Raw genomic sequence first — 24,637 nt, forward strand, 5'->3', positions numbered from 1 at the left:
TTCCGTGGCCCCTTGCTTACCCCTGAACGCTGGGCAGTGCCACCCCCACCCGTTCCAAGGCGTCCCAAATCTTGGCATCCCGTCCATAGATGTCGCGACGATATTCAGTGCGCCCCTTTTGGGTCACGACGGCGGTGCGATAGATCAGGTGAACCGGTACTTTCTGTTCCAGGACAACCTTGGTCTCCTTGCCCGTGTTCAGAACCCGATGAAAGAACTCCTTGGGCGACTCTTCCTGAAGTGCCAGCAACGCATAGGCAAATTCAAACGGTTGCGCCAACCGGATACACCCATGGGAATAGGCGCGGACTTCGCGGGAGAACAGGTGTTTTTGAGGCGTGTCGTGCAGATAGATGTTGTGTTTGTTGGGGAACATGAATTTGACCAGCCCCAGCGCATTGCGTTTGGATGGGGGTTGGCGCATCGCATAGGGAAAGCTGCGCGACGAATATTTGGAAAAATCAACTGCACCACGGTTCACACGTCGCCCCCGGCTGTCGGTGATTTCCAAATGGCTGACAGCATGTGGGTTTGCCCGCAGTTTCGGAAGATATTCCTTGGTGATGATCGAACGCGGCACATACCAGCTGGGGTTGATGACCATATGCTCCATCTCATCCGAAAACTCGGGTGTCCGCCGGTCCCCGGTGTTTTTACCCACGACGGACCGGGTCACAAAGGTGACTTTGCCATCGTCGATGATCTTGGCCGTAAAATCTGTCTGGTTGACCAGAACGTGACGCGGGCCCCGGTCCCGGTTCATCCAGCGTTCGCGCTCCATCGCGACAATGATCGATTTCAGACGCTGACGCACCGGGATGTTGATCTGTTGGACGGTTTCCTTGCCGGCAACGCCATCCGCCTCGAGTCCATGTTCCAACTGGAATTGTTGAACAGCAGCCTGCATGGTCGCGTCATATTTGCGCGACGGCGTTGGCCGCATGTACCCCATTCGGATCATCCGGTTGCGCAGCGAAACGACATTGTCACCGGTTTCACCAGGTTCGATCTTGCGGTTTGGAACCTTTTCGCCCCACCCACCGCTGGCCATCAGCCGTTCCAAACGCAGCTTTTCCTTCATTAACCCGCGATATTCGGGCGTATCCGGAGCCAAGGATCGCATCGCAGCGGACGGAGCGGTCGTGTTCAATTGCGTCAGATATGCGCTGCGGTCCCGTTCGGGCCGGTCGCGCACAATGCCGCTGTCCACCTTGGACGGGGTGACCTGACCGATTTGCACATCGGTGGCATAATCCACATAGGCCCGGCTCAGTGCGACTTCGACCAATCCCAAATCCCGGGTGGTGCGCACATCCGCCATCTGCGCCATCAGCGCATCAGCCTTGGCTGTCAGATCCGGCAATCCATGCAAACGTGCCATCTTCAGCGTATCCAACAGAGCCGCGCGGCGCGCCCGCGCCTGATCCGTATCCCCCGTCCAGATGGGTTCGTAATTTCCCGCGCGATAGAATTTTGCAACGGCATCATCGGCTGATGCGGCTTCAGCGATCGCCTGTTTAAAGGCCGTAACCTGCGCCTCGGCCATCCCCGACATCAGGCCAAGCGCGATACTGAACGCCCCGGCGGCAACAGTTCGGGCGAAAAAGGATCGGCAGGTCAAATACATACGGTGTACATCCTTGCTGGGAAATGGGTTGGAACATATTGCGTACCTCAAATTCTGGGAAAAACCAGCATGCAAAGTCTATTCACGATTACTTCATCCAAAAATTCCCCCTAAATCTGATGCGATTTTGACGCCCGAAACCCGAGGTTCCATCAAATCGTAACGGTTTAGTCAGAGTTTGCGCAAAAAATCGCCGAAAATTCCCACTAATTACAACTTGCAACAATCCTCACTTGGCACACGATTCGGACTATGCAATAGGTTTTGCATCTGGGGATGGATGAACACATAGCGCACGTAACATCGTGTGCAGGCAGGAATATAGCGTACGGGACGACGCAGACACCATGAGCAATAGCATCAGTTCAACGGGCATGACCCGTCGGGCCCTCCTAGGGGCATTCGCAGCAACCACTCTTGCAGCGACACCAACCTACTCCAAGGCAGCAGGATTTCTGCGCGGCGGTGGCGACATCCGACGCATCCGCATGTATTCGGGCCGTACCGGCGAACGGATCGACATGATCTATTGGATCGACGGAAAATACATCAAGGACGCGGTGAAGGAGGTCAATTACTTCATGCGCGACTGGCGGACGGACCAGACCAAATCCATGGATCTTCGCACCATTGATATCATGGCTGCGTCGCATAATCTGTTGGACGTCAATGAACCCTATATGCTGTTGTCGGGCTATCGCAGCCCTCAGACCAACGCAATGTTGCGCCGCCGGTCCCGTGGTGTCGCCAAAAATTCGCTGCACATGAAAGGTCAGGCTGCTGACCTGCGCCTCTCTTCGCGATCTGTCAGCCAAATCTCGCGGGCCGCGATTTCGTGCCGTGCTGGCGGCGTTGGAAAATATCACCGCTCAAACTTTGTGCATATGGACTGTGGCGTGGTTCGCAATTGGGGCGGTTAAACCCCAGTCAAATCACGTTCCGTCAGGGCCCGCTGCTGTAGCATGTGGGCCTTTTTTGTGTCATGTGAACAGTCGTTCGAACCGGGTTGGTGTTCAAACCTGTTGGTGGACGCCCGCCCTCTGAGCCGCACAGCAAAAGCGAAACACCGAACAGGTCGACTTTGATCTTCGAACAAAGCCGGGCCACTGTGCGGTTTGTTTCGGCAACTCTCACAATGATGGCCCAATTGCACCGCCACGAGGAAAAGCTTTTGACTGTCGGCACAAAGCCTTAACAATTTGCTACATATCTTTTGAAACCGCCGATCACACAAACCCAATACGCGGACCATCACAACAGGAACGGTTACACGCTATGTCAGAGCTAAGTGAACATACGAAGGTCAAAGTCGGCTCTGACCGATCCTTTGGATTGGTGTTTGCCGGGGTGTTTACCATCATTGCCTTATTCCCCCTCTTGGGCGAAGGCAGCATCCGCTTTTGGGCGTTGGGGGCCGCGGCCGTATTCGGTGGGTTGGCGCTGCTGGCACCAGAGCTGTTAAACAATGCCAACAAATTATGGTTCCGGTTTGGGATGGTGTTGGGCGCGATTGTGTCCCCCATCGTTATGGGCATTCTGTTTTTCGGGACCGTTACACCCACTGGATTGATCCGCCGCGCGTTGGGGGCCGATCCGTTAAACCGTTCGTTCGATCCCGAAGCGGATAGCTATTGGATCGAAATTCCGCCACGCTCATCCGGCGAAAGCTCGATGAAGAACCAATTTTGAGCAACACGAGACGAGAGAACGAATGGACATTTTTGTTGAACTTTGGCGTTTCATGCTGATCAGAAAGAAATTCTGGCTGGCCCCGATCATCCTGATGATGGTTCTGCTGGGTGGTCTTTTGGTGGTGACCCAGGGGTCTGCCATCGCACCATTCATCTACACGTTGTTCTGATATGGTCGCCATTCTGGGCATTTCCGCGTTTTATCACGACAGCGCAGCGGCGTTGGTGGTCGACGGTCATATCGTTGCCGCCGCCCAGGAGGAACGTTTCACGCGGATCAAACATGACGCGGGGTTTCCCCACAATGCGGTCGAATACGTGTTGGACGAGGCCGGTTTGACGCTGGATCAGGTTGACCATATCGCGTTCTATGACAAACCCCTCCTGAAATTTGAACGGCTTCTGGAGACCTATGTTGCCAATGCACCGCGTGGGTTCAAATCCTTTCGCACCGCAATACCGATCTGGCTCAAGGAAAAACTGTTTCAAAAGAGCCTGTTGCAGAATGAACTAAAGGAAATTTCTCCGGGCACCAAAACCAGGGACAAATTGCTGTTCGCTGAACACCACTTCAGTCACGCGGCCAGCGCCTTTTATCCGTCCCCCTTTGAAGAGGCCGTGGTCCTGACATTGGACGGTGTAGGGGAATGGGCAACGACCACTGTGGCTATCGGGCGGGGCAACCAGCTGGACATCGTCAAGGAGCTGCATTTCCCGCATTCTCTGGGGCTGCTGTATTCCGCCTTTACCTATTACACCGGTTTCCGGGTCAACAGCGGTGAATACAAGCTGATGGGGCTGGCCCCCTATGGCACGCCGAAATACAAGGATTTGATTCTGGACACGGTGATTGACGTCAAGGCCGACGGCACCTACCGGCTGGATCAAAGCTATTTTGATTATGCCACCGGTCTGCGCATGACCAACGACAAATTTGCGGCCGTATTTGGTCGCCCGGTGCGCCAACCCGATACTGACCAGTTGGACCAGTTCCATATGGATATCGCGGCCTCCATTCAGGCCGTAGCCGAAGACGTAGTGCTGCGCATGACCCGCGCCCTGGCCGCTGAATACGACATTCCCAACCTGTGCATGGCGGGTGGTGTCGCGTTGAACTGTGTCGCCAACGGCCACATTCTGCGCGATGGTGCCTTTAAAAACCTGTGGATTCAGCCCGCTGCCGGAGACGCCGGTGGGGCATTGGGTGCTGCTCAGGCCGCTTATCACAAGGAATTGGGACATCCCAGAATTGTAGACAACACCAAACGCGATGCCATGCGAGGGGCCTATCTGGGACCGATGTTCGAACAGTCCGACATCGACGCCCGCCTGACCCGATCTGGTGCGGTGTTTGAAACGTTGCAGGATGATGAGGTCGTTGAACAGACGGCTGATGCGCTGGCCCAGGGCAAGGCAGTAGGTTGGTTCAACGGACGGATGGAATTCGGACCGCGGGCTTTGGGCGGACGCTCCATTCTGGGCGACCCAAGATCACCATCGATGCAAAAGCTGCTGAATTTAAAAGTTAAATTCAGAGAAAGCTTTCGCCCATTTGCGCCCTCGGTCCTGCGTGAGGATGTCGGGGAATGGTTCGATCTGGACGATGACAGCCCCTATATGCTGTTGGTTGATCAGGTGCGCGACGCCCGGCAACGCGAAATGAGCGAGGCTGAAAAAGCCTTGTTTGGCATCGAAAAGTTGAACGTTGTTCGTTCGGAAATCCCGGCCGTCACCCATATTGATTACTCAGCCCGGATCCAAACCGTTCATGCCGACACCAACCCGCGCTATCATCAATTGATCTCGGCCTTTAAACAGCGCACCGGCTGTCCCCTGGTGGTCAACACGTCCTTTAACGTGCGCGGCGAACCCATCGTCTGCACCCCCGAAGACGCGTTTCATTGTTTTATGGGCACCGATATCGAATGGTTGGTGGTGGGCAATGCGGTTCTGCGCAAGGAACAACAGGACCCGGCCCTGGCCGAAGATTACAAAAACAAATACGAATTGGATTGACAGGACACACCCGATGGCGCGCATTCTCCTGATCAACCTGGCGATCATGGCCGTTGTGCTGATCGGACTCGAGCTGGTCTTTGGCACCTGGTTTTCGCGCGAACACGCATTGTATCAGTTCACCCAGATCCGCGATCAGGTCATTGTCCGGGACAATCCGTTGCCGCCTGAAATTGGCGGCGGCAAACCGACGATCACCTATTCCCGCGATAGCTATGGGTTTCGTGGATTGGATGGCCCGGTGTCCGAGGTCGACATTCTGACGGTGGGCGGCAGCACCACGGACCAACGCTGGGTCGATGACAGCCAGACCTATCAGGCCATTTTGCAGGATCTATTGGCTGTGCAGGGGTATGATGTCGATGTTGTAAACGCCGGAATTGATGGGCAATCCACCTTTGGTCACATCCAGAATTTCCCGTCCTGGTTTGACAAGATCCCAGACCTAAAGACCGATTACATTCTGTATTATGTGGGCATCAACGACATGCTCAAGATCAACCCGGAAGACATCTTTGACCGTATGGAGCAGCCCAGCACCATCGCCATGCTAAAGGGCTTCATCAAGGAACATTCGATCTTTTACCAACTCTACCGCGTTGTTCAGGGTTTGTTGGCCGACAAACCCGTGCAACACGAACTGACCCGAACAAACATCGCCGAAAACGGCCCGTTTGTGGATAAACCAGTGATCTCTGATCCCTTGCCCCCCGTCATGGCCGACTCGCTGCAAGGGCTGCAACGCCGAATTGGCGAGCTGGACCGTTTGACACGGGATTTTGGGGCTGTGCCGATTTTTGTCACACAGCGCAGCGCCCGATGGCTGCGGGTGAATGGCAAGCCCTGGGGAATTCCCGAATATGAACCGGATTTCTTTGAAAGTGTTCGCAAACATCTCCCCCCCGAATACGCGCATTTGAACGGCGTTGATTTTTTTCGGTTCGAACAGGCAACGGCGCGGATCATCATGGACGAATGCATGGCGCGCAACGCAATCTGTTTCGATCTGATGAACGAACTTGATTTTGACAATGCAGTCGACTTTTACGACGCGATCCACACCACACCATCTGGCTCAGATCGCATAGCGGATTATCTAGCAAAGAAAATTTCAGACGAAATTTTTCTGAATTAGAATTAGTTTCAATATCTTGCGGCGCTAAGCTCAAGTTTTCTGCCACGCTTGTACCGTCTGGTCCCGCCACCGGTGTTATCATGCTGACAGCAATGATGGAGGTCGGTCATGGCCCAGGCAAATCCCTGTGCCGCTTGCTGCAAGGATATGTCGCTTCCTTGCAAGCCTATGCTCTGATGCCTGCGCGTAAGTCGCAAGAGACCTTGCATGGTCACACCCAAGGAAAACTCATGGACCCACTTCTTACCCCATTCCAGCTGCGCCACCTGACCCTGCGCAATCGCATCATCAGCACCGCACATGCGCCATCATTTCAGGAAGGCGGCCATCCCAGGGACCGGTATCGGTTGTATCATGAAGAAAAGGCCAAGGGCGGCGTCGGTCTGACCATCGTTGGCGGATCTACCAACATTGCTCCAGACAGCCCATCTGTGTTTGGACAATTATACGCAGGTGATGACAGCATCATTCCCTGGTTTCAAAAACTGACATCCGGCGTGCGCGCTCACGGTGCCGCGATCATGTGCCAGATCACCCACATGGGGCGGCGCACCGCATGGGACGACGGGCATTGGCTCCCTGTCATGGGGCCATCGGGCACCCGCGAACGCGCACATCGCTCCTGTGTGAAACCGATGGAACCCGAAGACATCACCCGCGTTGTCCAGGACTTTGCACAGGCCGCGAAACGGTGTCAGGCGGGCGGATTTGACGGCATAGAACTGTTGTCGCATTCGCATCTGATGGGGCAATTCCTGTCGCCGCTGATCAATCGACGCCACGATGAATATGGCGGCGCATTGGACAACCGGCTGCGCCTGACGCTGCAGGTGATTGACGCGGTGCGGGCGGCCGTCGGGCCCGACATGATCCTGGGGCTGCGACTGACGGGGGATGAATTGATCCAGGGCGGGATGGACGCGGATGACTGCGTAGAAATTGCCCGCAGGCTTGCCAACACCGGGGACGTCGATTTTTTGAACGTTCTGGCCGGTGCGCCCTATGACGATCTGGGCCTGGCCGGGTGGGTTGCGCCCATGGGGCAGCCAGCTGCACCGCATTTGGATGTTGCTGGCCGGATCCGCGAGGCGGTCGATATCCCGGTGTTTCATGCGGGCGGTGTCGCGGATATTGCAACCGCACGGCACGCGTTGACCGCGGGGTGCGTGGATCTGATTGGCATGACCCGCGCCCAGATGGCGGACCCGTATCTGGTGCACAAACTGTCCCGTGACCGAGAATACCGCATCAGACCCTGCGTCGGGTTGGGCTATTGCGTGGATCGGGTCAATCAAGGCAAACCTGCTGTCTGCGGCCACAACGCCGCCACAGGGCGCGAGGCGACAATGCCCCATGTCCTGGGCACGGCCGCCAGATCCCGCAGGGTCGTTGTGGTCGGTGGTGGTCCGGGCGGGTTGGAAGCGGCCCGTAAATGCGCCACCCGTGGACACCATGTGGTCCTGTTCGAAGCCAGCGACCGGTTGGGCGGTCAGATCAACCTGGCCGCCAGGGGGATGACGCGCCGACAGATTTGGGGGGTGGCCGATTGGCTGATAACCGAAGCACGTCACTTGGGGGTGGATATTCGGCTCAACTCGCTGGCCGAGCCTGATGACATTCTCGCCGAAACGCCCGATGCTGTCATCATCGCCACCGGAGGCTGGCCCGAGCCGCTGGCGTGTGCCGGACAGCAATGGCAAACATCGACATGGGATATCATGAATGGCGAATCCCGGGTGTCAGGCACAGTGCTTTTGGTGGACGACATGGGCGACCACCCTGCCCTTGTCTGCGCTGACGTTCTGTCCCGGTCGGGGTGCACAGTCTCTTTGGTCACGCCCGATCGCAGCGTTGCCCATGATCTGGGACCGACCAATTCGGCTGTCGTCCTCCGGGATCTAACCCGGCAAGGTGTTACATTCAGTTGTTTTCAGGATCTCGTCGAAATCACGCTGGTCGGCAATCGCAAACAGGCCACGCTGCGCAATGTCTTGACCGGTCAAACCGAAGTCAGGCTGGTGGATCATGTCGTGGTAGAGAACGGGATCGTTCCCAATGACACCTTGTATCACGCGCTCAAAGCCGGCTCCCGTAACCTCGGCCAATTGGACCAGACAGCGATGATCGCCGGGACCTCTCCCTTTGTCGCGCACAATCCAAATGGACATTATCATCTGGCACGGATCGGGGATGCGGTGGCCGGACGCAATATCCACGCAGCACTCTATGATGCGTTGAGGGTGTGCAAAGATCTATGACCCGTCTGGCGTTCGACCCTGGCCAGACGGCCAGGCGTCCTTCAACCTCTGCGCCAGAATTGTTGTGAACAACGGGCGGCTTTGCCCCTGAAAATGGAACCCGACGTGACCCCCCCGTGGGGTCAGAACAACCTGCAAGGGGCCACCGCCTCTGGATAACAGTCGGTGATAGTCATCCGCCGGGATCCACGGATCATCCTTTGCATGCAACATCGTAACCGGCGTTGAGATATCCATCAGCCTTTGGACAGGCGAACTTTGCCGGTAATAATCCATCCCGTCGGAAAATCCATGACGCGGGGCCGTGATTTCGTCGTCATACCCCCGGAGGCTATTGGGTCGCGGCAACGGTGTGTCCGGCGACAATGTCCCGTTCTTGCGCATCGCAACTTCCATCCGCATCAGGCTGTGCAACAACGACTTTTGATAAATGAAATTGCGCGGATGATGCAGCCTGTCGGCGCTTGCGACCAGATCCAGCGGAGCCGAGATCGTCATCGCACCCAGAATTCCGGGGAGCCGGATTTGGGACGCCAAAAGGTTCAACAGGATCGTTCCGCCCATCGAAAAGCCGACCAGAAAAACACCCTGATCAACCAGCTTTCCAGGCAGAAGATTCAGGACAGCCGCAACATCAGCGGTGCCCATGCAATGATAGGTGCGCGAACACCATGCCAGCGACGACCCGGCCCCGCGATGATTCAATCGCAGAACCGTCCACCCCTGTCGAACCAGATGCAGGGCGGTGTCCCACAGATAGACACTGTCTTCGCATCCCGTCACGCCGTGCATCAACACCACCAATGGTTTGCCTTGGCCAGGGTCGTGCAACGTTCCGGTCATGACATCCCCGGTGCCATCCATCATGGGGAACTTCAGACTCCGGCTGGGACCCGGGATCGGGTGTCTTCGAAAAACGATCCGATGCGCCAAAGTCTGAAGGTCACCGCCGATCCAGGGGCGCTTCTGGCGCAGGTGACAGACATCCGGCACCGATGCCCCGGCACTTGGCTGGGCTGGGGCGCGGTCCGGCCAAGCGTTTCCGAAATCCATGAAAATGCTCCCTGACCTTGAACGCAGCTCCGCGCACGCAACGGGTATTGCGTGGAACTGTGTTCAAATCTGGCAAGAAGATCACAGGGATGCAACCGGGGCGCTCAGCGCCCCGGAGGATGACATCACGTCATAGGGTCAGGCGAGCACTTCAATGCGTGCCCCTGGGAATTGGCTGACCAGGGTCTGGGCCTGTTCTGGGGCCACCAGACACAACGCAGTCGACAGCCCATCAGCCACCGCCGCAGACGGTGCCGAAACCGAAGCCAGAGAATGCGTTGCCGGCTGTCCGTTGGGATGCAAGATGTGGCTGTGATTGAACAAAGTCATGCCCAACGGAGCAGAGGTGGCCAGTGCCCGGTCTGTCAGGCTGATCCGCTGATGGATCTGTCCGGACGGGTCGGCAATCCCGGCCTGCCACGGCGTTCCATCCACCCTGGTGCCCAAGGCCGCTACTTCGCCCATATTCACCAACACGTCCCGCATCCCATGGTGGCGCAACACCGCGGATATCCGGTCGGTGATCGCCCCCTGGGCAATGCCGTTCAGCGTCAATGCCTGTCCCGGTGTGTCACCGACAAACCGGACAATCGTCGTGTCAAACCGCACGGCGTCAAATCCAACAGCGGCGCGCGCCTGATCCAATGCCTGTCCTGTTTCGCCGCGGGCCATGGCGGCCCAGAGCGGCTGTACCGATGGGTCAAAAACGCCTCCGCTGTCCCTGTGCAGGGTCGAACACACAGACAGCACGTTCAACAGCTCTGCCGAGGGTGCTGACAATGATCCGTCGCGATTCAGACGGCTCAGTTCCGAGTCGGTGCGATACAGGCTAAAAATGGTCTCCAACCGGTTCAATTCCTGTTCAACGGCGGCAAACACTGGCGCAGCCTGTCTTTCGCTCACGCCTGCAATCTGCATCGAGGTTTGCGCTCCCAATGCCACACCGCGCCACCGGACGGTTACATTTGCCAGGGCCCCGGTCGGGATCGCGGCCCCGGCTGCGGCAATTGTCAGGAAACGGCGACGGGAAAGGCTGCTCATGCAGGTGTCTCCAATGCGAGGTCCAGATCGACAGGGCCCAATGCCGCGTCGTCGGGGATATCGGTCAAAGGCACGGCGTTGCCGCCGTATCGGCTTATGAATTCTCCGGCCCCTTTGGCATCACCAAAGGGGACGATTTCAGGCGCACCCATGCCACCCGCGACGTTGGAACCGACGACGAATGTCGCCCCATCCGCGGCAATCCAGTTGGAAATGCCGGGGTTTTGCCAAGTCGGGGCGACGCTCATATCGCTGACATAGATAGCGGTGATGTCGGCGTCGCGTTCAGGGCTTTTGACATAGGCCACCAGATCGCGCACCTGCGCAAAAAAGATCGGTGCGGGGTAGCCCTCCAGATGGATCTGCCCCTTTGGACCGCCATGTTCCGAGACGTTCATCTGGCAGAAATAGCTCAGCGCCACTTCGGTCAGGTCAACGGGATCGGGGGCCTGGACCTGCTCTTCCTTGCAGGCCGCCAGGGCCAGCGGGGTCAGCAATGCAATAAGGATCAGCGGCTTCATGGCTCAACCCTCCGGAATGCCAAGCGGGCCAGCGTAAACCCGATCAACGGCCACAGCATCAGCGACAGCGGTGCCGCCCATTCGGGCAAGGCCTGGGCCGCGCCCGCCATGCCGGATGTCATCGCAACCCCTTCGGAGCTTGCCATATTCCAGACACGAAAAGCGTCAGCCGGGTTGGCCACCATCACCCAAGGAAAGACGGATTGGGTGAAGCTCCCGCTTTTGTCCATGACCACTGCGCCCAGCAATCCCAGGTCATAGAGAACGACAAAAATGAGCCAAAGCCCGGCTGACAAACCTGCCGCTGCCGTGGCTCCCCTCGAGACGGCAGACAGCAGATATCCAAGGGCGAGGAACACCGCGCCCAAGAGGATCGACGTAAGGATCAGGCGTAGCAGGGCGACCAGACTGTCGGGGCCTGCGCCACCAAACCAGGCGGCCACCGCTCCGGCACAGCCGAACCCGATGGTCATGGCGAATGCCAGCGCGGCCAGGTGGGCGGCAAATTTGCCCAGCAGGATTTCGCCGCGCCCCGCCGGATAGGTCAGCATCAAGGCCAGGCTGCCGCGATCTGCTTCGCCCGCGATGGCGTCAAACGAAATCATCAACGCCAGCAAGGGGGCCAGATAGACCGACAATGTGGTCATGGACGCCACCGAGATGGTCAGCATATCCACACCCAGCGTGCCGGTCGGGGCGCTGCCTGCGAATGTCAGGGCCAGGGCGAACAGAACCATGATCAGCGTGGCCATGAACAGCCAGCGATTGCGCCGCAGGATCAGCATTTCGGCGGTTGCGATTGCCAGAAAACGGGTCATTGAACGTCCTCCTTGGCGTAGTGGCGATACAGGTCTTCCAGACGCGGTGGTGTCATTTCCAGATCGGCAATCGCGTCGCCCATGGCGGCGATCCGTTGCAACGCCTGCATTTTCTGATCCGGGGAACACAGGATTTCAACAGAGGCCCCGTTGATCCGTGTGCCCCCCATTTCGGCGGCCAGCGCATCGGCGTTTTGGGACGCCTGCACCCGCAGTTTGATCGGCAATCCGGCGCGTTCGGACAGGCTGGCCAATGTGTCATCAGCCACCAGCACCCCCTTGCGCAGGATCGCGATGCGATCAGTGCGGGCTTCGACCTCGGTCAAGGCGTGGCTGGCGATCAGCACGGCGGTGCCCTGCCCGGCCAGCTCATCAATGATGGCGTATAGGTCATGGCGCGAAATCGGATCGAGCCCCGATGTGGGTTCATCCAGCAGCGCCACCTTGGGCCGTCCCAACAACACCTGGGCCAACCCCAGCCGCTGGCGCATCCCTTTGGAATAAGCGCCGATCTTGCGGTCGATGGCCTCGGACAGGCCAACACGCGCCAGAAGGCCGGGAATGTCGGCCTTTTCGCCGGACAGGCGCGCGAACAGGGTCAATTGTTCGCGTCCCGTCAAAGCGGGATGAAAGGACACGGCTTCGGGCAGGAAAGCCGTGGCACGACGCGCCGCGCCGCTGCCCGGTTTGGCAGTGCCGATATGGATCGCGCCGCCTTCGATCGGGATCAACCCAAGGATGGATTTGATCAGGGTGGATTTGCCTGCGCCGTTATGGCCCAACAGCGCCACGCGCTCGCCGGGTTGCATCGACAGGGTCACATCGTGCAGCACCCGGGTCGACCCGCGGTCCTTGTGCACGTTTTCAATGGTCAGGGCCTTATCCGTCATGAGGCACCTTTTTAATTTGTGTCAAACACCGCCAGGGATCTGGCTTCCGGTTCAACGGGTTGCATGAGAGGATGGCTGTCCATAACGCCGCCGGGGAGCAAAGCAGGGAAAGCCGATTGAGACCACCGCACCAGCTGCACCGCGGGGGAGCCGAGCAGCAGTTTGGCGGCAGGTTGGGTCCACAGCACGTGGTCCATGCTGTCATTTGGGCGATAGGGCGTGTCAGCAATACCATTGCCGTCCACGTCATAAGCGGCAAAATCGGACCAGTAATTGCCCCGCCCATCCTGAGACCATTCCACCCATTTGGTGGACACGTATTTCACCTGAGTCCGGTTGCCGACAAAAGCATTGCCAACGATACGGTTGCCTTCGGACCCGGCAGTAAAATGGATACCGATGCCACAGCCTTCGAACCAATTGTCGGTGAATTCGTTTTTGTTGGCATTATAGAGGAAGGTGCATTTTTCCTGTGCCCCTTTCACCACATTGCCGGAAATCACGCTGCGATTGGCATAGTTCAGCATGACGCCATGTTCGCGGTCATTGATGGATACGTTGTTCAGCACCTTGACCCGGCTTGTGAACATCACCGCATAGCCCAGATCGTTGCCAATCGAGACATTGCCCGACACTTCGGAGTCATCGGCATACATGTAATGCACGGCAAAGCGCAGATCGCGGAAGGTGTTGTTGATGAATTTGTTGCGTTTCGAGGAGTTCACGAACACCCCGTCACGGCCAAATTGGACGTCGTTTCCGTCCACAACAGTACCGGGGGCATTCCAGACATAGATGCCATTGCCGCGTTCATTCATCCGGCGGTCCAGCCGCCCCTTGATCACATTGCGCGCGACCAGTGCATCCTTGGCCCCGTGAATGTCGATGCCATACAGGTTGCCTTCGACCCGGTTGTCCAGCACCTGGGCGCGATCAGCGGTTTTGGTCAGCTTGATACCACTGTCGATTTCGCCATGGTCGGACCCGGACCCGACAACAATCAATCCCTGGACGGTCACATCAGGACCGGTGACCGTAATCACACTGCCCTGCCCCTGACCGTCCAAGGTCGCCTGACCAACCCCGTCCAGGGAGATGGGTCGGTCAAGAACGAGTGTTTCGTTGTAAATTCCGGGCGCCAGGCGGAGGGTGTCCCCATCCGCCGCCTGTGCCAGCGTTTCTGCAATGGCTCCCGCCCGGTTGGGCACGTCCCAATCAACCGCCCAGGCCGGGCTGCTCAGCAGGAGCGATATGAGCGGGAGCCAACGCATGATCTTATGCTCCGCGCGGTTCGACGAGCATCCGGCCGCGCATTTCCATGTGCAGCGCGTGGCAGAACCACTGGCAGTAGAACCAGTGCACGCCAGGACGTTCAGCGATAAAGGTGACCGACGCGGTGGCCTGCGGGCCGACTTCCATGGCGACACCAAAGTTGGCCATGCAGAACCCGTGGGTCACGTCGTCCACGTCATCCAGGTTGGTCACAAACACGGTGACTTCGTCGCCCTGTTTGACGGTGAACTTCTCGATTGTGAAGTTCGGCGCCTGGCTGGACATATACACGCGAACCTTGTCGCCATCGCGAATGATAGTGTCCTGATAATCGTCCAGGTCAACACCGTCGGCCTCGGCCTGTTTGCGCGCTTCTGCCCACATCGGATCCTGACGATCCCAAACGTTGACCGGGTTCACTTTGGACCGGTGCACAACAATCGAATCGTGGGGTTCAGCAAAGGTCGGACCATCGTGGACCACCTTCATCTTGTCACCCGAGATGTCGATCAGCTGTTCGTTTTCCGGCTTCAGCGGGCCCACGTTCAGGAAGCGGTCTTTCGAGAACTTGTTCATCGAAATCAGCCACTTGCCGTCGGCTTCTGCCGTTTCACCCATCGAAGTCGAGTTGTGACCCGGCTGGTAATGCACGTCCACTTTGTCCAGGATCGGATCAACGTCGGCACCGCCATAGGCTTCGATTGCTTTTGCGATGTTCCATTTCACCACCTGGCTGTCCAGGAACAGGGTGGTATAGGCGTTGCCCTTGTTGTCGAACGCGGTGTGGAGCGGGCCAAGACCCAGCTGCGGTTCCGCCACAACGGCCGACCGTTCGTCAGCACCGTCAAAGATGGCATCGACTTTTTCAACGTCGATCACCGAAACGGTTGGCGACAGTTTGCCGTTGATGCAGATGTGTTTCTTGTCCGGAGCCGCGTTCACGCCGTGGGGCGAGTTCGGGATCGGGATATAACGGGTGTAGTTCTTGTTCTGACCTTTACGGCCATCAATCACTTTGACGCCCTTCAGTTCCTGATAGTCACCCGCAGCGATCCCTGCTTCGATTTCTTTCAGGTTGAACACCACAACGTGGTCCAGCTCGCTCTCGGTCATCTCGGTCAGGTTCATACCCATTTCCGAGTTGTAGGAGGTCGAGAAGGCGTATTTGCCCTGATAGTCACAGTCGGTGTTGTCGAGGTTCCCCGACACGATCACCTGCCATGCAACTTCCATCGAGTCGCCGTCGATCGCTGTGAAAATGTTCACATATTCCGAAGGTTCATCCAGGATCTTGCCGTCGTTGACCAGCGGTGCTTCGTGTTCGCCGTTGGCAAAGACATAACCGGTGCGCGGGAATTTCTGCGGACGCAGGCCGTGGATGTCATGCGCGTTGGGGATCTCGATGATCTTGTCGCACTTCATCACGTCACAACGCACACGGGCCACACGGGTGTTGGCCTTGTCGTTCATGAACAGGAAACGACCGTCATAGGTCCCATCGGTGAACGACATATGCGGGTGGTGAAGGTCGCCGTTGTCATAGGTAACCTTGCCGTTTGCGGCCAGGAATTCCTTGGTTTCGGGCAACAGGCCTTCGGTCAGGATTTTCAGCGATTCATTGGTCTGGCCCCAGCCGGTGGCCGAGCAGCGGTTGAACACAGGCACCCGCATCAGTTCGCGCATGGACGGCATGCCCAGAATGCGCAGCTCGCCTGTCTGACCCGAAGACCAGAAGCCGTAATATTCGTCCAGCTCACCGGGTTCCATGCTGACCTTGGCGGCGGCAGAGGCCTCCTTGGCGGTCATCAGGGTCGAGCCAAACCCGGCCGCAGCGGCAACCGCACCGGTTGCAGTTGCGCCCAACAGGCCACGGCGTGTCACGCTTAGGTTTTTATCGTGTTCCGACATATTCATTCCTCCTTTAGGAAGCTTTTGATTTGGCGTTCGGATGGTTCGCCGGGGGTTCCCCGAGAGGCATCTTCAGGTCGGCGGAACCCACCTTGGCACGGCGTTTCAATTGCTTGATCACGACCGGGCATTTGCTCTCGGATTGGTAGAGAACCTGACAGTGCAGGCAGTCAACGCACTCGTTCGGGTTGATCTCACCGGTGGGGTGGATCGCCTGAACGGGGCATTCGTTGGCGCAGGTCTGACACGGAGAGCCACATTCCTTGTAGCGGCGCAGCCAGTCGAACATGCGAATTCTTGCAGGGATCGCCAGCGCCCCACCCAGCGGGCAGAGATAGCGGCAGTAAAACCGTTCCACGAACAACCCCGCGACCAGCAGCGACACTGCAAAGATCACAAACGGCCATTCACGCACGAACTTCAGAATGATCGCGGTTTTGAACGGTTCGATTTCGGCATAGGTTTCAGCCATCTGGATCGACACCATGGACAGGCCGAACAAACCCAGAAAGATCATGTATTTCAGCGGCCACAGGCGTTCGTGCAAACCCCAGGGCAACGTCCATTGTGGGATTTTCAACGCGCGGGCGGCCTTGTTCAACAGCTCCTGCAGAGCACCAAACGGGCACAGCCAACCACAATACGCTCCCCGCCCCCAGAACAGCAGAGCGGCAGCAATGGCAAACCATTGGATAAACACCAGCGGATCCAGCAGGAAGGCATCCCAGGTAAACCCGCTGCGCAAAGACCCTGCCAGCGCCATCAGGTTGACAACGGACAGCTGCGCATTGGCGTACCAGCCCAGGAACACCAGCGTAAAGCTGAGGTACCCGATGCGGAACCAATAGAACGCGCGTGCATTCATGGTCACTTGGAACTGGAAGAAAAACACGCCTGTCAGCACCAGCAGCATCACGCCCAGAATGCCGATCTCGACAGTCTTGTCCTTCCAGATACGTTGCCACAGCGCAGATTTGGCGGCAGCTTCGCTGGTGGCGTCCTCGACCACGGTCGGCGCAGCAACCGGCAGCAAATACTGATCGGGCAGCTTGTAACCCAGATCAAAGGTCAAAAAGATCTTCTCGACTGCGCCCACGGCGCGCTGTGCCAGCAATTGCAGGCGAAAGGGTTCGGCCGGGTCAAATTCCGCATCAGCGGGAATTTTGAACAGATCGAGTTCGACAAAGGACGGAGCCCCTTCGGCGGCCACCTCGCCCAGACGGCGTTGCTGTTTGTCAAAGAAACGGACCGCGTTGTCGCCCTGGATCAGCTGGATCCGGTCAAAGATACCACCGCGCACATAGCCCGAGCCCTTGAAACTGTACGCCCCACGTCCCAGCACCAGCAGCGCCTGTTCCCCGGGTTCCAGCCAGTCGATCAGGTTCTTGTACTCGGCCTCGCCCAACAGCGATTTCCCGATCGAGGGCACCGACACGATGGCCATGTGCATGTCGATAAATGTATCGCCGGGTTCGCCGGGTTCGGGACGTTTGATCGCCTGCTTGTTGCCGGTTTCTTCGAACGCGGCGTTGATCTGGCCGATGTCCAGCGTCAGACGCCGTACCGATCCGTCACCGGACAGGGTCATCCAGTCGGACACGTCTTCTTTGGTCATGTCGATTTCGCGTTTTGGCCCATCGGCCTGCACCGGCGACAATCCCCCCAGCCCCATGGCGCGGGACACTTTGATCCCGGCGCGCACCAGACTGTCGTCGATGACCATGATGGTCACGGTCGCGCCCGAAATGATGTCCAGATCATGCGCATCCCCGCCCGAAGCGGCTTCGGCCTTGAGATCCAGGCCGGCGTAGCCTTCGGTCAGCTTGACCATTTTCGAATTGGGAATGCCGATCAGAACAATGGGTTCGGAGTGTTTGACCAGTTTCACACCAGTCAGCACCGCGTCGGCGTCAATCGCCGCAACCACATGGATCGGTTTGCCGGAATACCCGGTGGTGCCCACGAAATCGGATGTCAGAAAAGCCCAGGCAATGGTCTTGTTACCCTTGAGAACCGGGGCGACCTTGACGTCATCGCGCACAGGACCAAAGGCATCAGCGCCTGGGGCCAGCTCGGACGGGGTAATGTCGGGCAGAAATGAAGCGAGGCTGTCGGCCTTCGCAGGGGCTGTGGCCAGAGTTGCAACAATAAGTGCAAGAATGGTCAGGCAGGATCTGAGGGCGCGTGTCATGTCCACCGCACACCTCCTGTATTGGAAGTTAAAGCCATGGACGCGCGCCGGGCGCGTTCGATTATGTCTTGGGGTGCGAGCGGAGGCCCCCGCAATTGGGACCAGAATTGCGCCGGGTTGGACACAGAAATTTCAGCCGGGCCAACCGGGCCTAGGCCAACGGCAATCGGATCGGTTTGCACAGCCAGGGTCTGCACCATCGTTGCTGCCCCGGATACCGCGCACATCACGCAGTCGTCGCAGTCCGGGCAAGGATCGTTCTGAACCGGCGCCCCGGTGTCAGGATCGATCTCGATCAGAACCGCGCCGACATCGGAACAGATTTCAATCCATTCACCTTCAGCGGCAAAAGAAAAAGAGGGCACCAGCAACTGAAAGATCAGCGCCAGCACCCCCAGGTATCCGGTCAAGACCTGCCCCAGCACCGACCGCCGGCAAGCAGCCGGTGTATCTGATTTAGGCAAAGGGAAACGCACGTTCATGGTTCAGACCGGTTAGGTAAGTTGTGTGTGAGTCTTAGGTGTCGCGGCCCTGTGGAAACTTGACATATGTCAGGGCATCGCCGAATTTCTCGCTTTCCTCTCCAAATTCAAGTCATTGAATTTATTGCGCAGCCATCGGAATGCGCGCGATCTGACACCGCTGCCAAAGAGCCGACAAAGCTCCGATCAGATGGGCAATGTCAGCATCCGAATGCACCGGGGATGGCGTAATTCTCAGCCGCTCTGTTCCCTTGGGAACGGTCGGATAATTGATCGGCTGGATGTAGATCCCATATTCTTCCAACAGGGTGTCCGAGATGAATTTGCATTTCACCGGATCACCCACCATCACCGGAATGATGTGGCTGGGGTTGGGGATGTGCGGGATGCCTTCGGCGTCCAGCAGAGCCCGCACCTGTGCCACCCGTTCCTTTTGGGTGTCGCGTTCAGCTGCCGATTCCTTGAGATGGCGAATCGAGGCTGCCGCCCCGGCCGCAATTGCTGGTGGCAACGCAGTGGTAAAGATGAAACCGCTGGCAAAACTGCGCACAAAATCGCACAACACCGCCGAGGCCGCGATATAGCCGCCAACCACGCCAAACGCCTTGCCCAGGGTGCCTTCGATCACGGTGAGCCGGTCCATCAGACCTTCGCGTTCCGCTATCCCACCGCCGCGTGGACCATACAATCCCACGGCATGCACCTCGTCCAGATAGGTCATCGCGCCGTATGTGTCGGCGAGATCACAGATCTCCTTGATCGGAGCGATGTCACCATCCATCGAATAGACCGACTCAAATGCAATCAATTTGGGCGCATCCGCCGGGGCAGCGGCCAATTTGGCCTCCAGATCCTCCAGATCATTGTGTTTCCAGATCACCTTTTGGGCCCGTGAGTGGCGCACACCTTCGATCATGGAGGCGTGGTTGAGCGCATCTGAAAACACGATGCATCCGGGAATTTTGGACGCCAATGTCCCCAGGGCGGCCCAGTTGGACACATAGCCAGAGGTAAACAAAAGCGCGGCTTCCTTGCCGTGCAGGTCGGCCAATTCGGCCTCGAGCAGCACGTGGTCGTGGGTTGTACCTGAAATATTGCGGGTGCCCCCCGCACCGGCACCGCATCGGTCCAGCCCGTCATGCATGGCCGCCAGCACCGAAGGGTGCTGACCCATGCCCAGATAATCATTGGAACACCAAACAGTTACATCTCTTTGGGTGTCCGCGTCGGTCTGGGCCGCGCTGGGAAAGGAGCCGCAGCGACGTTGCAAATCGACGAACACACGATAGTTGCCTTCATCGCGCAGGTCGTCCAGTTGCTGGGTAAAGAAGCGTTCGAAATTCATCACGGTCTCCCGGGCTGATACGTTGGAAAGACCATAAAAGCCGGGCACACCGCCATACATGACAATAGTCAAGAGCCAGACCGGAAATCCAAATCGCACATGACGTGACAGGGCGGTTTCGAAAAGACGGGTGCGTTCGGATTGAAACTTCGTTAATTTGGGGAAACGACCGCAAAAGAGCGGCAACTGATGCGGGGCCAACACCGCATCTCAAAAAGGGGACAAGATTGGCTCACGAAAAGGAAAAGGCGATTGCGCGGCAGTCGATGTTGATACGGTCCTTGCCAGACCAGCACATCGAAACGCTGCTAAGCAAGGCGCATTGGCGACATTATGACAGGGGCGAGACCCTGTTTTTGCAGGACGAAGATGCCACCGCAATCCACGTGGTTCTGGACGGATGGGTAAAGCTGTTCCGAATGGCTCCGAATGGCTCCGAAGCCGTGGTCAGCGTCTTTACACGTGGCGAAAGCTTTGGCGAAGCGGTCGCGCTTCGCGCCACGCCGTATCCGGTGTCGGCCGAAGCCGTGACAGCGGCGGAAGTCATGCATATTCCGGCGACGGTCCTGACGTCGATCATGAAAGATGATCCACAAATCTGCATCACCATTCTGGCCTCGACCTTTACCCATCTGCATTCGCTGGTGGAACAATTGGAACAGCTGAAGGCCCAGACCGGAGCGCAGCGGGTCGCGGAATTCCTGTTGCATCTGTGTCACGTGCAGGAAGGCCCCTGCGAAGTGATCCTCCCCTACGACAAGGTGCTGATCGCCGGACGTCTGGGGATGAAACCCGAAAGCCTGAGCCGCGCCTTTGCCAGATTGAAACCCGCCGGGGTCAAGATCAAGAAAAACCACGCGGTGATCGACGATGTCGATACGTTACGCGACTATGCCGACAGTGATCCGGCAGAGAGCTGGAGCAGATAATGACAGATCGTTTACAGGCGACACTGGACGCGATTGACGCGACCAACAGCCATGACCCGCGACAGGACGAAAGCCAGCCAGAGGCGCTTTTGTATGGGCAGCGGATGAGCCAGGAGTTGGCCCGTTTGTTTCCCGATGCCGCGCCCGAATTGCAGATTGCCGCGCGCGCCCAGCATGTGGAACGCTGGACCTTGCCACGCGCGTCCTTCCCCGAGGGGCGGACCGGTTATCTGACCTGGCGCAAACAGCTGGCCGTGCATCACGCACAGGTCGCGGGACGGATCATGGCCGACACCGGATATGAAGACGCGCAGGTCGAAACGGTTGGGCGGATGTTGCGCAAGGAAGGGATCAAACGTCATGCGGATACGCAGCAATTGGAAGATGTTATCTGTTTCGTATTCCTGAAATGGTATTTTGCACCCTTTGCCGCCAAACATTCTCCCGAAAAGATCCAGCGCATTGTCGAGAAAACCGCCCGCAAGATGTCGGACGATGCGCGCGCGCGGGTATTGGACGAATTTGATCTGCCCGAAGAACTGGCGGCTGCATTTCGCCTTTGATCCTGATTGGCACCAGAGAACGGGGCGCTCCCGCCCGGTTTCGCTGTTTCCTGCGGAAACCTCTCAACCCGTTGGGCCAGGCCGCGCCGCCCGCTGGGCGGCCCGGCAGCCCATCCCCCAGTGGCCTCAGATCAACGACAGCCCAAACAGGATCAGCGTGAACAGAGTCACGCTGAGGTTGAAACCGCGCAGCCAGCCCGGCGCATGCGCCAGATCCAGGTACCGCGCCAGGATGATCCGCGATTTCACCAAAGCCAACAGCAGGATCGCACCGCCCACAACTTTGGGTGGCAGGGCCAATGCCGTGAGTGCCGCCGAACTGAGACTCAGAGCAATCAAAAGGCCCCAGGCCTGGGTCAGAGCGCGGGTTTCCAGCGTATTTTCAGATGGGTCGGCCATGACAGATCACCCCAGCAGATAGATCACGGGAAACAGCAAGATCCACACCAGATCCACCATGTGCCAGAATTGGGCTCCGGCCTCGATGTTGCGGGGATTGTCGCGCCAGGCCACCAGCAGCAAAATACCGACCCCGGCCAGAACATGTGCCGCATGAAACCCGGTCAGCAAATAGTAGAACATGAAGAAGGGGTGGGTGTCGGTCCCGATCCCCTGTGCGGCCTTGCCTGCGTATTCCGCTCCTTTGATGACCAGAAACACCACCCCCAACGCCGCGGCCCCAATCAGGGCCACGCGCGCCCGCAGACGTTGCACCTGTCGACGCCAGTTCAGCGCCAGCGCCGCCAGATAGCCCGAGGACACAAGAACAACCGTGTTCAACGCCGCGCCTGTGCGATCGAGATAGGATTGCGCCTCGGCAAATCCGACAGGGTCAGTCAAACGCACCCCCATGAACGCAATCAATCCGGCACCAAAGACCAGAAGTTCCGAAATGATCAGAACCCACATCATCAATTCGCCGGGCAATTCGTCAATCAGACTGCCCTGCTCCACGGTCTGTTCGTTCATGCCCCCACCAGTTGGCGATAGATCTGGGGCAAGGCCATGGTCAGCCGCGCGGGGTCGGGAATGACGGCAAAGCCGCCCTGCCCGAACATCCGCGCGAACCAGCTTTTGGCTTGTTTGTCGATGGTCACCCCAAAGACCGACTGGCCCAAACGGCGGGCCTCGCGCACGGCCATCGCGGTGTCTTCAATACCGTGGCGGCCCTCATAGTGGTCCAGATCGTTGGGTTTGCCGTCGGTGATCACCAACAACAGGCGCCGTTTGCGCGACTGGGCGGCCAGATCTGCCGAGGTATGGCGGATCGCAGCACCCAGACGGGTGTAGAAACCGGGACGCAAGGACCCGATGCGCTGTTCGATCAGACCGCTCATGGGTTCATCAAAACCTTTGCATTTCTGCACGTATACACGCGACCGTTTCAGCGAGCTAAAGGCGTGGATTGCAAACTCGTCGCCGCAGGCATTCAGCCCCCAGGCCAATGCCGCCAGCGCTTCGCGTTCCACATCGATAACGGCCCGGTCACCCACGGCGCTTTCGGTGGATCTGGAAACATCCAGCAGAATTGACACGGCCAAATCACGGGCTTCGGGGCGCGATTGCATCCAGACCCGTTCATTGCCCTCGCCGCTTGCCTGGCGGTCCACCTGCGCACGCACGGCGGCTTCGATGTCCAACACATCGCCATCCAAATGGCCACGGGTCATGACGCGGCCCGGGCGCAACGCTTCGAATTGGCGTTTGACGGCACGGATACGGCGCGCTGTGGCCGGGTCTTTGGCGAATTCGGATGCGTCTTCGCGGATTTCGGCATCCGAGGTCAGAACATTGACGTGATCAGGCAGATAGGCATTGGTGCGCACATCCCATTCCGGATACAGCACCCGACCGGACAGGCGTTCGCGATCCACGTCTTCGGGGGCCAGATCAAGGTGCAGCTTTAACCGGGTCGGCGGGGCCTTGGAAATCTGACCCAATCCGATTTCATCCTGGTCATCGGCGGCCTTTTTGGCGTTGTCGGGATCGTCGTCATCAATCCGGCGGTTCAGGTTCAGGAACTCGGCCCAGCTGAGGATCGCTTCGAATTTGTGCAGGATAAAGCTGTCACTACGTTCTGCCTGATCCGATTTGCGGCGTCGGGCACGGTGGGTTTTCTCACCGCTTTCTTCGGGGGGACCATCGGTATCGCGGCTTTCGACGTCCATGTGTTCAGAGCGGGATACTTCGCGCAGATCGGGCCACAGCGGGACCGGACGAAACGGTTGATAACCGCGCGGGGCCTCAAGATTGTCCAGCGCCTCCGTAGACATCGCCTGCCACAACGGTTGGGCCTGGGCGGGCAAATCCGCACCCAGCATATGGCGGATCACAGCTTCGACCTGGGCCTCTACGGGCGGCAGATTGGAAACCTGGCGTTGGTGCAGCACACCATCGCACAGCGCCGCATAAAGCGTGCGCATACCCGGTGCGCCGTCCAGAGTATCGTCAACCATATGTTGGGCCGCCGCCAGCGCGCGCAGGTCCGCACGCAGGGGGTCTTCTTCTTCGATCCGGGTTCCGGCAAATGCGGCCGTCGCGGCCAGCCAGACATAGAGCGCGCCATTGGCCTCGCGCGTGGGAAAGACCGCCAGCCGATCCGGCAGGCGCAGAATTTCACCATCAAAACTGGCGCGCGGCAGCAGCTCGGCTTCGGTGCCCAAGCGGCGCCGCCAGCTCAGACGATGGTGCGAAACCTCGGGGGAAACGGGGCGCAGCTCAACAGCTGGGCTGCCCCCCAGTCCCCGAAAGAGGACTGCCAGCCGCCCCCCGACCTCACTGAGGTCGACAACGGCTCCCTCATGCGCCTCAGGCGCATCGAGACGGCTGGCAAGGGTGTGCCATAGTTTCCCGACAGTTTCTTCGGGTTCCCATGGCTCAAAGTCGATCTTTACCAT

At 58.3% G+C, this 24,637-nt stretch carries 22 protein-coding genes; 8 read left to right on the forward strand and 14 right to left on the reverse strand.

What is annotated here, in order from left to right; genetic code table 11:
* Positions 1 to 16: 16 nt before the first annotated feature.
* Positions 17 to 1,627: a L,D-transpeptidase family protein gene (locus K3727_12785; protein ID UWQ89694.1), complete on the reverse strand. Its 1,611-nt coding sequence runs from the start codon at positions 1,625 to 1,627 to the stop codon at positions 17 to 19.
* A gap of 347 nt (positions 1,628 to 1,974) precedes the next feature.
* Here K3727_12785 and K3727_12790 point away from each other — a divergent pair, with 347 nt between their 5' ends.
* From K3727_12790 to K3727_12815, 6 genes are all read left to right on the forward strand, one after another.
* Complete coding sequence (locus tag K3727_12790; protein UWQ89695.1) at positions 1,975 to 2,547, forward strand: DUF882 domain-containing protein; 573 nt, start codon at positions 1,975 to 1,977, stop codon at positions 2,545 to 2,547.
* Positions 2,548 to 2,902: 355 nt separating this feature from the next.
* Positions 2,903 to 3,316, forward strand: coding sequence for a hypothetical protein (locus tag K3727_12795; protein UWQ89696.1), 414 nt, complete (start codon positions 2,903 to 2,905; stop codon positions 3,314 to 3,316).
* Positions 3,317 to 3,338: 22 nt separating this feature from the next.
* The gene (locus K3727_12800) at positions 3,339 to 3,488 is read left to right on the forward strand and encodes a hypothetical protein (protein UWQ89697.1); all 150 of its coding nucleotides are present in this window, start codon (positions 3,339 to 3,341) and stop codon (positions 3,486 to 3,488) included.
* A gap of 1 nt (position 3,489) precedes the next feature.
* Entirely contained in the window at positions 3,490 to 5,334 is a 1,845-nt protein-coding gene (locus K3727_12805) for a carbamoyltransferase (protein UWQ89698.1), read from the forward strand.
* Between the two features lie 13 nt (positions 5,335 to 5,347).
* Positions 5,348 to 6,469, forward strand: a complete 1,122-nt coding sequence (locus K3727_12810; GenBank protein ID UWQ89699.1) for a hypothetical protein — start codon at positions 5,348 to 5,350, stop codon at positions 6,467 to 6,469.
* A 230-nt stretch (positions 6,470 to 6,699) separates the two neighbouring features.
* Positions 6,700 to 8,727 carry an NADH:flavin oxidoreductase gene (locus K3727_12815; protein UWQ89700.1) on the forward strand — a complete coding sequence of 676 codons (2,028 nt, stop codon included), beginning with the start codon at positions 6,700 to 6,702 and terminating at the stop codon, positions 8,725 to 8,727.
* Here K3727_12815 and K3727_12820 read toward each other — a convergent pair.
* The 10 genes from K3727_12820 to hemA all read right to left on the reverse strand — a co-directional run bounded on the left by K3727_12820 (position 8,722) and on the right by hemA (position 20,248).
* Positions 8,722 to 9,780 (reverse strand): alpha/beta fold hydrolase, encoded by a 1,059-nt coding sequence (locus K3727_12820; protein UWQ89701.1) that lies wholly within the window; start codon positions 9,778 to 9,780, stop codon positions 8,722 to 8,724. The genes K3727_12815 and K3727_12820 overlap by 6 nt on opposite strands.
* 138 nt (positions 9,781 to 9,918) lie before the next feature.
* On the reverse strand, positions 9,919 to 10,821 hold the full coding sequence (locus K3727_12825) for an FAD:protein FMN transferase (GenBank protein UWQ89702.1): 903 nt from the start codon (positions 10,819 to 10,821) through the stop codon (positions 9,919 to 9,921).
* A complete protein-coding gene (locus K3727_12830) occupies positions 10,818 to 11,342 on the reverse strand; it encodes a nitrous oxide reductase accessory protein NosL (GenBank protein ID UWQ89703.1) in 525 nt (174 codons plus the stop codon). Before K3727_12830 ends, K3727_12825 begins: the two co-directional genes overlap by 4 nt.
* Positions 11,339 to 12,160, reverse strand: coding sequence for an ABC transporter permease (locus K3727_12835; protein UWQ89704.1), 822 nt, complete (start codon positions 12,158 to 12,160; stop codon positions 11,339 to 11,341). The genes K3727_12830 and K3727_12835 overlap by 4 nt, the downstream gene beginning before the upstream one ends.
* Entirely contained in the window at positions 12,157 to 13,050 is an 894-nt protein-coding gene (locus K3727_12840) for an ABC transporter ATP-binding protein (protein UWQ89705.1), read from the reverse strand. Before K3727_12840 ends, K3727_12835 begins: the two co-directional genes overlap by 4 nt.
* 11 nt (positions 13,051 to 13,061) lie before the next feature.
* The gene (locus tag K3727_12845; GenBank protein ID UWQ89706.1) at positions 13,062 to 14,321 is read right to left on the reverse strand and encodes a nitrous oxide reductase family maturation protein NosD; all 1,260 of its coding nucleotides are present in this window, start codon (positions 14,319 to 14,321) and stop codon (positions 13,062 to 13,064) included.
* Positions 14,322 to 14,325: 4 nt separating this feature from the next.
* Entirely contained in the window at positions 14,326 to 16,230 is a 1,905-nt protein-coding gene (gene nosZ / locus K3727_12850; protein UWQ89707.1) for a TAT-dependent nitrous-oxide reductase, read from the reverse strand.
* A 13-nt stretch (positions 16,231 to 16,243) separates the two neighbouring features.
* Positions 16,244 to 18,421 (reverse strand): NosR/NirI family protein, encoded by a 2,178-nt coding sequence (locus K3727_12855; GenBank protein UWQ89708.1) that lies wholly within the window; start codon positions 18,419 to 18,421, stop codon positions 16,244 to 16,246.
* Complete coding sequence (locus K3727_12860) at positions 18,418 to 18,831, reverse strand: DUF2946 family protein (GenBank protein UWQ89709.1); 414 nt, start codon at positions 18,829 to 18,831, stop codon at positions 18,418 to 18,420. Before K3727_12860 ends, K3727_12855 begins: the two co-directional genes overlap by 4 nt.
* A 193-nt stretch (positions 18,832 to 19,024) precedes the next feature.
* The gene (gene hemA, locus K3727_12865; protein ID UWQ89710.1) at positions 19,025 to 20,248 is read right to left on the reverse strand and encodes a 5-aminolevulinate synthase; all 1,224 of its coding nucleotides are present in this window, start codon (positions 20,246 to 20,248) and stop codon (positions 19,025 to 19,027) included.
* Between the two features lie 227 nt (positions 20,249 to 20,475).
* Here hemA and K3727_12870 point away from each other — a divergent pair, with 227 nt between their 5' ends.
* Both K3727_12870 and K3727_12875 read left to right on the forward strand, forming a co-directional pair.
* A complete protein-coding gene (locus K3727_12870) occupies positions 20,476 to 21,177 on the forward strand; it encodes a Crp/Fnr family transcriptional regulator (protein UWQ89711.1) in 702 nt (233 codons plus the stop codon).
* Positions 21,177 to 21,740, forward strand: coding sequence for a DUF4202 domain-containing protein (locus tag K3727_12875; GenBank protein UWQ89712.1), 564 nt, complete (start codon positions 21,177 to 21,179; stop codon positions 21,738 to 21,740). Before K3727_12870 ends, K3727_12875 begins: the two co-directional genes overlap by 1 nt.
* Before the next feature lie 126 nt (positions 21,741 to 21,866).
* On the opposite strand, the gene K3727_12880 is transcribed toward K3727_12875, so the two are convergent.
* The 3 genes from K3727_12880 to K3727_12890 are packed head-to-tail and all read right to left on the reverse strand — an operon-like array spanning position 21,867 to position 24,637.
* The gene (locus tag K3727_12880) at positions 21,867 to 22,139 is read right to left on the reverse strand and encodes a cytochrome C oxidase subunit IV family protein (protein ID UWQ89713.1); all 273 of its coding nucleotides are present in this window, start codon (positions 22,137 to 22,139) and stop codon (positions 21,867 to 21,869) included.
* A 6-nt stretch (positions 22,140 to 22,145) separates the two neighbouring features.
* Positions 22,146 to 22,649, reverse strand: a complete 504-nt coding sequence (locus tag K3727_12885; protein UWQ93364.1) for a cytochrome c oxidase subunit 3 — start codon at positions 22,647 to 22,649, stop codon at positions 22,146 to 22,148.
* 56 nt (positions 22,650 to 22,705) lie between these two features.
* Positions 22,706 to 24,637 (reverse strand): nitric oxide reductase D protein, encoded by a 1,932-nt coding sequence (locus K3727_12890; GenBank protein UWQ89714.1) that lies wholly within the window; start codon positions 24,635 to 24,637, stop codon positions 22,706 to 22,708.

It is taken from the genome of Rhodobacteraceae bacterium M382 (genome assembly GCA_025141015.1).
Taxonomy (GTDB): domain Bacteria; phylum Pseudomonadota; class Alphaproteobacteria; order Rhodobacterales; family Rhodobacteraceae; genus Aliisedimentitalea; species Aliisedimentitalea scapharcae.

Bases quoted from the DNA above. Each gene is read 5' to 3' on its own strand.
- K3727_12840 (UWQ89705.1), bottom strand. From the start codon at position 13,050: ATGACGGATAAGGCCCTGACCATTGAAAACGTGCACAAGGACCGCGGG.
- K3727_12790 (UWQ89695.1), top strand. From the start codon at position 1,975: ATGAGCAATAGCATCAGTTCAACGGGCATGACCCGTCGGGCCCTCCTA.
- K3727_12855 (UWQ89708.1), bottom strand. From the start codon at position 18,421: ATGACACGCGCCCTCAGATCCTGCCTGACCATTCTTGCACTTATTGTT.
- K3727_12800 (UWQ89697.1), top strand. From the start codon at position 3,339: ATGGACATTTTTGTTGAACTTTGGCGTTTCATGCTGATCAGAAAGAAA.
- K3727_12830 (UWQ89703.1), bottom strand. From the start codon at position 11,342: ATGAAGCCGCTGATCCTTATTGCATTGCTGACCCCGCTGGCCCTGGCG.
- K3727_12820 (UWQ89701.1), bottom strand. From the start codon at position 9,780: ATGGATTTCGGAAACGCTTGGCCGGACCGCGCCCCAGCCCAGCCAAGT.
- hemA (UWQ89710.1), bottom strand. From the start codon at position 20,248: ATGAATTTCGAACGCTTCTTTACCCAGCAACTGGACGACCTGCGCGAT.
- K3727_12835 (UWQ89704.1), bottom strand. From the start codon at position 12,160: ATGACCCGTTTTCTGGCAATCGCAACCGCCGAAATGCTGATCCTGCGG.
- K3727_12885 (UWQ93364.1), bottom strand. From the start codon at position 22,649: ATGTGGGTTCTGATCATTTCGGAACTTCTGGTCTTTGGTGCCGGATTG.
- K3727_12845 (UWQ89706.1), bottom strand. From the start codon at position 14,321: ATGCGTTGGCTCCCGCTCATATCGCTCCTGCTGAGCAGCCCGGCCTGG.
- K3727_12805 (UWQ89698.1), top strand. From the start codon at position 3,490: ATGGTCGCCATTCTGGGCATTTCCGCGTTTTATCACGACAGCGCAGCG.
- K3727_12815 (UWQ89700.1), top strand. From the start codon at position 6,700: ATGGACCCACTTCTTACCCCATTCCAGCTGCGCCACCTGACCCTGCGC.
- K3727_12810 (UWQ89699.1), top strand. From the start codon at position 5,348: ATGGCGCGCATTCTCCTGATCAACCTGGCGATCATGGCCGTTGTGCTG.
- K3727_12795 (UWQ89696.1), top strand. From the start codon at position 2,903: ATGTCAGAGCTAAGTGAACATACGAAGGTCAAAGTCGGCTCTGACCGA.
- K3727_12875 (UWQ89712.1), top strand. From the start codon at position 21,177: ATGACAGATCGTTTACAGGCGACACTGGACGCGATTGACGCGACCAAC.
- K3727_12785 (UWQ89694.1), bottom strand. From the start codon at position 1,627: ATGTATTTGACCTGCCGATCCTTTTTCGCCCGAACTGTTGCCGCCGGG.
- K3727_12890 (UWQ89714.1), bottom strand. From the start codon at position 24,637: ATGGTAAAGATCGACTTTGAGCCATGGGAACCCGAAGAAACTGTCGGG.
- K3727_12825 (UWQ89702.1), bottom strand. From the start codon at position 10,821: ATGAGCAGCCTTTCCCGTCGCCGTTTCCTGACAATTGCCGCAGCCGGG.
- K3727_12880 (UWQ89713.1), bottom strand. From the start codon at position 22,139: ATGGCCGACCCATCTGAAAATACGCTGGAAACCCGCGCTCTGACCCAG.
- nosZ (UWQ89707.1), bottom strand. From the start codon at position 16,230: ATGTCGGAACACGATAAAAACCTAAGCGTGACACGCCGTGGCCTGTTG.